This is a genomic window from Kitasatospora sp. NPDC059817 (assembly GCF_042731835.1).
Taxonomy (GTDB): Bacteria; Actinomycetota; Actinomycetes; order Streptomycetales; family Streptomycetaceae; genus Kitasatospora.
In genome coordinates this window covers 8,008-12,147 of the sequence record NZ_JBHWIR010000210.1, presented here as the reverse complement: position 1 = coordinate 12,147, position 4,140 = coordinate 8,008, and the positions used below count along the sequence as shown (strand labels likewise).

General features: G+C 77.2%; 2 protein-coding genes. Both read left to right on the top strand.

What is annotated here, in order from left to right; translation table 11 throughout:
* The first annotated feature begins 298 nt into the window (after positions 1 to 298).
* On the top strand, positions 299 to 460 hold the full coding sequence (locus ACFV61_RS30615; RefSeq protein ID WP_363378780.1) for a hypothetical protein: 162 nt from the start codon (positions 299 to 301) through the stop codon (positions 458 to 460).
* Between the two features lie 275 nt (positions 461 to 735).
* Positions 736 to 4,071 carry a S8 family serine peptidase gene (locus tag ACFV61_RS30610; RefSeq protein ID WP_380495141.1) on the top strand — a complete coding sequence of 1,112 codons (3,336 nt, stop codon included), beginning with the start codon at positions 736 to 738 and terminating at the stop codon, positions 4,069 to 4,071.
* The last annotated feature ends 69 nt before the right edge of the window (positions 4,072 to 4,140 follow it).

Sequence of the window (4,140 nt, the reverse complement as noted above, 5' to 3'; positions counted from 1 at the left end):
GCTTGCGCCGTCCACCCCACCCCCCCCGGCGCCGTTGCCCTCGGTCCGCCCCCTCCCCCCGACTACCCGCTGCGTTCCCCCGGGCGGCGCCCGTCTCAGATACTAGGAAATCCAAGTATTCGTGCAGACACGGCCCGGGCCCGGTCGTACCGTGGAAGGGCGATACGGCGTGCCGACCCTGTAGACAGGGCGTTCGGCCCGTGTCCGCGTGCGCCTTCACGGGCAGGCGATCCCTGCCCCCGCGCGTACCCCTCCCCTCCCGCGCCCTCTTCGGGGCGCCGCTTCCAAGGAGCCCGGTATGCCCCTCACCGCCGACCGCCACGCCACTGCCACCCCCGCCGCCACCCCCGTCCGCGCCCCGCGCCGGCGCCGGGCCGCCGAGCGGAACCCCTTCGCCGCCGCCGCGCTGCAGCGGGCGCTGGACCGCCGCGACAACGGCGGCTCGACCGGGCACCTCTGACGGGAACCCCTGGCGGGCCTGTCTGTCAGGGGTTGTCGGACGGCCCTCCTCGGGGGGCTTCTCCGACCCGGCCGTTCATCTGCCGAATAGGCCGCTCGGGCTGCCGTCAGGTCACCCGGTCGAGTGCAACCGGCGTCCGTCCGAGGGAAGTTGCTCGCGCTCGCCGGCGCGATCATCCTAATTTGGGGCCCCCGGAAGGGTGATCGACGTTCGCGCGGGCGGGCGTCAGCGACACGGTGTGCGGATCAGTCCCCCTGCCGGGGGGAGAGGGCCCAGTGCGCCTGCCATCCGTCCGCCGATCCATCACCCGGATCGGCCTCACCCTGGCCGTGCTGGCCGGGAGCGCGGCGCTCGCCGCCACCCCGGCCTCCGGCGGGCCCCCGACGGAGCCGTCGAGGGCCGGCCGAACGGCCACCGTCCTGCTCGAACTCGGCACCGAGCCGGCCGGCCCCGCCTGGCGGCGCGCCGCCGACGGGGCCCGGCGGGCCCAGCGCTCCCCGGAGGCCGCCCGCCGGGAGGCCGCCGACGCCGGCGCCGCCCAGCGCGCCAAGGCCGGCGAAGCCCTCGACCGGCTCGCCGCGGCCGTCCACCGGGCGGCGCCCACCGCCGGCGAGCTCTACCGCACCCGCACCCTGCTCACCGGCCTCGCCGTCAACGCCCCCGCCGACCGGCTGCCCGCCCTACGCGCGCTGCCCGGCGTCCGGGCCGTCCACCCGATCGTCCGCAAACAGCGGGACAACGCCTACTCCGTCCCGCTGATCGGCGCCCCGCAGGTCTGGGCCGGCGCGACCGGCGACGGCAACACCGGCCAGGGGGTGCGGATCGGCATCATCGACAGCGGCATCGACTACACCCACGCCGACTTCGGCGGCCCCGGCACCGAGGCCGCCTTCCGCTCCGTCGAACGCGGCAAGCCGGCCCCGCCCGAGCTGTTCCCCAACGCCAAGGTGATCGGCGGCAAGGACCTGGTCGGCGACGACTACAACCCCGACCCGTCCTCCCCCCACCACCAGCCCGTCCCGCACCCCAGCGACAACCCGATCGACTGCGACCGCAACGGGCACGGCACCCACGTCGCCGGCACCGCCGCCGGCTACGGCGTCACCGCCGACGGCCACCCGTACACCGGCCCCTACCGGCCCGGACTCGACCCCGCCGGGTTCAAGGTCGGCCCCGGCGCCGCCCCCGGCGCCCAGCTGTACGCGATCCGGGTCTTCGGCTGCGACGGCTCCACCGACCGGCTCGCCCAGGCCCTCGACCTCGCCGCCGACCCCAACGGCGACGGTGACCTCGGCGACCGCCTCGACGTCGTCAACCTCTCCCTCGGCAGCCGCTTCGGCAACCCCGACGACACCGACGCCCTCGCCGTCGACCGGCTCGCCGCCCTCGGCACCGTCGTGGTCGCCGCCGCCGGCAACGACGGCGACGTCTACGGCATCGGCGGCAGCCCCGGCACCGCCGCCCGGGCCATCGCCGTCGCCGCCTCCGTCGACCCGCACAGCGACACCGACGGCCTCACCGTGCTCGCCCCCGCCAGCCTGGCCGGCGTCGTCCCGGCCCACTGGAGCGAGCGCTACCAGGGCTGGTCCAGCGCCGACGTCAGCGGCCAACTCGCCCTGCCCGCCGACCAGTCCGACGGCTGCGCCGCCTACAGCGAAGCCGACCGGCAGCGGCTCGCCGGAAAGATCGCCGTCCTCACCTGGCGCACCCGCGACACCGAACGGGCCTGCAACTCCGGCCCCCGCGCCGACCACGCCGCCGACGCCGGTGCGATCGGCGCCCTCTACGCCGCCGACACCGACCACCTCGCCGAGATCTCCGGCAACGACCGCATCCCGGCCGCCCTGCTCGCCCACGCCGACGGCGAACGGCTCCGGCAGGCCGCCGCGGCCGGGCCGGTCGAGATCCGCCTCGCCGCCCCCGGCAACCCGCTGCACGGCTCCGTCTCCCAGAACCAGCCCGCCCGCACCGACACCCTCACCGACTTCTCCTCCCGCGGCATCGGCGTCCCCGGCATCGTCAAACCCGACCTCGCCGCCCCCGGCGAGACCATCTGGTCCGCCCTCGTCGGCACCGGCAGCGGCGGCCAGCGCGAGGACGGCACCTCGATGGCCACCCCGCACATCACCGGCCTCGCCGCCCTCGTCCGCGCCGCCCACCCCGACTGGCCGGTCGAACAGCTCAAGGCCGCGCTCATGAACACCGCCGTCGACACCTGGCTCGGCGACGACCACGGCGGACCGGTCTACGGCCCCGAGCGCACCGGCGCCGGCCGCGCCCAGGTCGACCGGGCCGTCCACACCCCCGTCGTCGCCTACGCGGCCGGCGACGGAGCGGCCGAAGGAAGCGTCGGCGTCTCCTACGGGCCGGTCGAGATCGCCGGGCCGACCGCCCTCGGCCGCGACATCGAGGTGCGCAACCACGCGGACCGGCCGCTGAGCTACCGCACCGGCTACGCGGCCGCCACCGAACTGCCCGGCGCCACCTTCGAGGTGACGCCGGACCAGGTCGACGTCCCGGCCGGCGGCACCGCGCGGGTGCACGTCACCCTCGCCGTCCCCGGGGAACTGGGCCGCGCCCCCGACCCCACCATCGACACCCTGCAGAACGGCAAGGCCCGCAGCTACCGCGCCGAACTCTCCGGCCGCGTCCTGCTCACCCCCGTCACCGACCCGGCCCTGCCCCAACTGCGCGTCCCCGTCCTCGCCGCCCCGCGCCCGGCCACCGACCTCACCGCCACCGCCGCCGCCCGCACCACCCGGGACGGCACCGTCCTGATGCTCGGCGGCAGCGCCGCCCCCGGCAACCGGCCCGGACTCGTCACCGCCCTCACCCTCGGCGGCGAAGGCACCCGCTGGGCCGACTGCCCGCCCGACAGCGAAGCCGCCGTCGGGCCCGGGGCCGGCATCCGGCCCGACGACGACGCCGAGCCGGCCGACCCCCCGCAGGACGTCTGCGTCCAGCACCCCGGCGACCGGGCCGCCAACCTGCGGGTCGTCGGTGCCGCCACCGGCTCCGACCTGCTCTACGTGGGCGCCCAGCTCTGGGCCCCGGCCGCCACCCCGGTCGGGCTCTACGGCGTCCGGGTCTCCCTGGACACCGACGGCGACGGCACCACCGACGTCATCCTCGAAGCCGACCGGCTGCGCAACAGCGACGTCCTCGTCTCCCGCGCCCTGGACGCCCGAACCGGCGCCGAACTCGACGTCCAGCCGCTCAACGGCCACTGGGGCGACACCGACACCGCCCTGCTGGACGGCGACGCCGTCGTCCTCCCCGTCCGGCTGAGCGCCCTCCCGGGCGTCCGGGAAGGCCACAGCACCATCCACTACGGCGTCTGGACCAGCACCGTCGCCCCCGGCACACCCGACCCGGCCGAGTCCTACTCCGCCATCGGCCTGCGCGGCACCCGCCCCGTCCTGGCCCTCGACGTCCTGCACCCCGCCGTCGACATCCGCGCCGGCCTCGGCGGTCCCGCGGCCCTCGCCACCCCGGTCCGGCCCGGCACCGTCCTCGACATCCGCCGCACCCCCGGCGACACCTCCCGCCTGCTCCTGCTCCACCACCTCAACCCCGCCGCCCACCGGAGCCAGGTGATCAGCCTCCCCTGACCGCACCCGTCCGAGGGGCGGCCCCCCGCCCGGGGGGGCCGCCCCCCGCGCGGTGGGGGGCGCGCCGGG